Source organism: Chitinophaga sp. (assembly GCF_036569125.1).
GTDB lineage: Bacteria > Bacteroidota > Bacteroidia > Chitinophagales > Chitinophagaceae > Chitinophaga.
In genome coordinates this window covers 1-3,624 of sequence record NZ_DATCRF010000682.1, presented here as the reverse complement: position 1 = coordinate 3,624, position 3,624 = coordinate 1, and the positions used below count along the sequence as shown (strand labels likewise).

At 45.3% G+C, this 3,624-nt stretch carries 2 protein-coding genes; both read right to left on the bottom strand.

Annotated features, from left to right (window positions below; all coding sequences use genetic code 11):
• On the bottom strand, positions 1–806 hold an 806-nt coding region (locus VIM87_RS25455; RefSeq protein ID WP_331999713.1), incomplete at its 3' end, for a FecR family protein.
• A gap of 1,198 nt (positions 807–2,004) precedes the next feature.
• Positions 2,005–3,417, bottom strand: coding sequence for an APC family permease (locus VIM87_RS25450; RefSeq protein ID WP_331999712.1), 1,413 nt, complete (start codon positions 3,415–3,417; stop codon positions 2,005–2,007).
• Between the last annotated feature and the right edge of the window lie 207 nt (positions 3,418–3,624).

Here is a 3,624-nt window from a genome sequence, read left to right as displayed (position 1 = left end):
AGTATGATCCTTTGCCCATAGCGGCTTTGCAGCTTGGCAAATGCATTTTCCAAAGTGGCATTATCGAATATTAATTTCCCGCTTTTCCAGTCAAGGGTGGCGGCAGTATTAAAGCGGGTGGCGGGTGCGGGCAGCACACCTTTTTTATATAACAATACTTCTCCCGGCTGCAGCACATAAGAGAATGCGGCAGTGCTTACAGATACTTTACCGGATAGCAGGCTTACTGCAATGCTGCTGTCTGCCTGGTTAGCGGTAGCAATGTTAAACGCCGTACCTAATGCGGTGGTCACTAATTCACCGGCATGTACACGGAAAGGCCTACCGGCAATCTGTGCTACTTCAAAATAAGCCTCGCCCTTTAACCACAGGTCGCGCGCCTGGTTATTATAATCATGGGAATAAGCTACGGCGGCATAGGCATTCAGCCATACGCGGGAACCATCCGGCATAGATACCAGGCGTATATTACGGCCGTTGTTATAAACTGTATCCCATTGCTGCGCCAGGGCCGGTCCCTGTACACCTTGTTGTGATTGCCACAGCCATGCGCCCGCGCCAACAATTAAAAGCAGCACAGCTGCAGCAACACTATACCACCTGCGGTATAAAGGCTTTACTTTCTGCGGCACAGCGGCCGGTATAGGGATAACAGGGGTTGGGGAGGTGTGTTCCCAGGTTTCCAGCAGGTATGCATCCATTTCAGGGGTAGCTTCCTGTAACAGGTAAGCTTCCACTGCTGCTGCTTCTGCCGCCGTACAGCGGCCTTTAAAATACTTTTCCAGTAATTCTTTATCTATGTGCATACAGAAAAGAGTACGCTCACAAAAGCAACAGATACCAATGGCAAAAGTGGAGTTTACAATTTGTTAATATTAGCAAAGGGGAAGTAAAAAGTAAAAAAGTAAAAAGTAAAAATGGGAAGGCAAACGTAAAAGGAAAGGCAAAGGGTAAAACGATAAAGGATAAAAAGATAAGAGGATAAGAAGATAAAAAAATAAGAGGATAAAAGAATAAGATTAGAATGGAAAGCGAAGGATGACCGCATGCATGACCATAAACTTAAGGCCCATACAAGTCAACAAAAAGGCAGTGAAACATAACCATATAAAACATTAAGAGTAAAAAAAGTAAGACCCTAAAATAGGCTGAAGCTAAAGGAATAAACAAAAGCTGAAGACTCAACCGCAGCTGCGCAGGTCCAAACGACGGACCTTTGCCCGGCGTCACACGCTTGACACCGCCCTATAGCGCCTCAACGCCGCCACGATAAAAAACGCCCAATAACCATTCAAACAGGCGGGCGCAGTCCGGAGCTGGACCTGCGTAGTACGCAAAAGCATAGCAGTAAATTAATTGCTTTACCTAAGCATATTACGCAATCAAACAACTAATAGCATATATAAATATGATCCCAACAACAACCTTACTACTTTACAAAAACAAAAAAGCGTAGGGTGGAAACCTTACGCTTATTGTAAAAGATTGTCATGTGAATGTTCGAGAATGCAAATCGTGTAGGCTTTTAATGGTTATCTTGGGGCTAGAATACCTTCACGTTTTTTAACCACCTAGTTATAAGTTTTAAATGATGTTATATTTTACAATACAGGTAGCTTATGCTTGAACAGCAAACAGCACACTCTACCAGCACTGGTAATTATTTTATATTCTGTTGAAAATCTGATATGATAAGATATACCTTGCGCATAGGATACTATTACTGAAAACAGGATCACTAAAGCAGGCAACGGGTTTTCTTTTCATACGTGTTATAATAGACAGGGTTACTCACGCTAACTTTATCCGGGTTCCTTGAACGCTGTACGTGCAAATTAATCCACCCCACTGTAAAAAATACCGCAGTGAGCAGGTTTTTTTCGGCCTTTTTGTACAACGTTTGTGTTAGCATTGGGTAAATTATACCCAAAAAGAATGGTTAGCAACTGCTTATGTATCCATAGCCTTTGCCAACCATCAATAACAATTCATTAACAAAATAGCTTAAGCCTGCTTTTTCCGCATAGCCCAATAATATAACGGAATACCCAGTAAGATTATACCCAGGCCCGGTAAGGTGTAGTTAGCTTCAAACACCAGCAGCAGCAAAGCCAATCCCACTGCAACCGCAATGTATACCATAGGCAGCACAGGGTAGCCAAACGCTTTATAGGGGCGCGCTGCAGCCGGCTGCTTTTTACGCAGTATAAAAATGCCCAGTATTGTCAGCACATAAAAGATCAGCACACCAAAGATCACCAGCGCCAGCAGATCGCCATAGCGGCCGCTCAGGCATAACAGGGAAGCCCATAAGCACTGGATCCACATCCCTTTTTCCGGTACGCTGTAACGGTTCAGGGAAGCTGCCTGTTTAAAGAACAGCCCGTCCTGCGCCATGGTGTAGTAAATGCGTGCGCCGGACAGTATGAGCCCGTTATTACAGCCAAAGGTGGAGACCATGATCATAACAGCAATGATCAATGAACCGCTGTTACCAAAGATCTTTTCTGCAGCAGCCACCCCTACCCTGTCATTGGCGGCAAAAGCAATTTCATTCAACGGCAGTACAGAGAGGTACATGAGGTTGGCGCTCACATAAATGATGGTAACGATCAGCGTACCCAGGAACAGGGAGCGGCCAATGTTCTTCTGCGGGTTCTTGATCTCTGCGGCTATAAAGGTTACGTTATTCCAGGCATCGCTGGAGAACAGGGAACCTTTCATAGATACCGCAATAGCGCCCAACACTGCCACGCCCGTAAGCATAGTGGCTACGGTTTGCCCGTTCACCTGCTGCAGCGACATAGTGGCCCAAGCATTTTGCCAGTTAGCGTTCCATACTTCTGCACGGGCGCCTATCAGGAAACCAAATATGATCAATCCAAATAAAGACAGCAGCTTGGCCAGGGTGAACACGGTTTGAATGATCTTACCATTCCGGATACCCTTTGTATTAATATACGTGAGCAGGATGATAGAGATGATAGCCACGATCTGCGCGGCAGATACCTTCATAAACCCGGCATCCCACAGGATATGCTGCTCGCTCACCGCAGGTATCAGGTAGGCGGTGAACTTGGCAAAAGCTACTGCCACAGCGGCAATGGTACCGGTTTGAATTACGCTGAACTGGGTCCAGCCAAAAAGAAAGGCTACAAATGGATTATAGGCTTCGCGCAGGTATACATACTGCCCGCCGGCACGGGGATACATGCCCGACAGCTCCCCGTAGCTCACGGCCGCTATCATAGTTACGATACCGGCCAGTACCCACATTACGGTAAACCATCCTGCAGAGCCCACGCTGCGGGCTATTTCAGCAGATACCAAAAAAATGCCGGATCCAATCATGGACCCGGCAACTATCATAGTAGCATCCAGTAAGCTTAAGCTAGGTTTAAATGACGTTTGTTCCAAGGAATGAATAATTAAGAATTAATAATTAATAATAAAGGCCATTGTTGCTCAAATATTGCACATGTGCACCAAATTTATTAATTATTAATTTTTAATCATTAATTAGTTTTTCCCTCGTTGGCTTTGTTCAGGCCATCAATTACCGGTGCGGTAATATCCAGGGATTCATCTTTATACAAAATGTTGCTGGCGCCTGCGCGGTAAGAG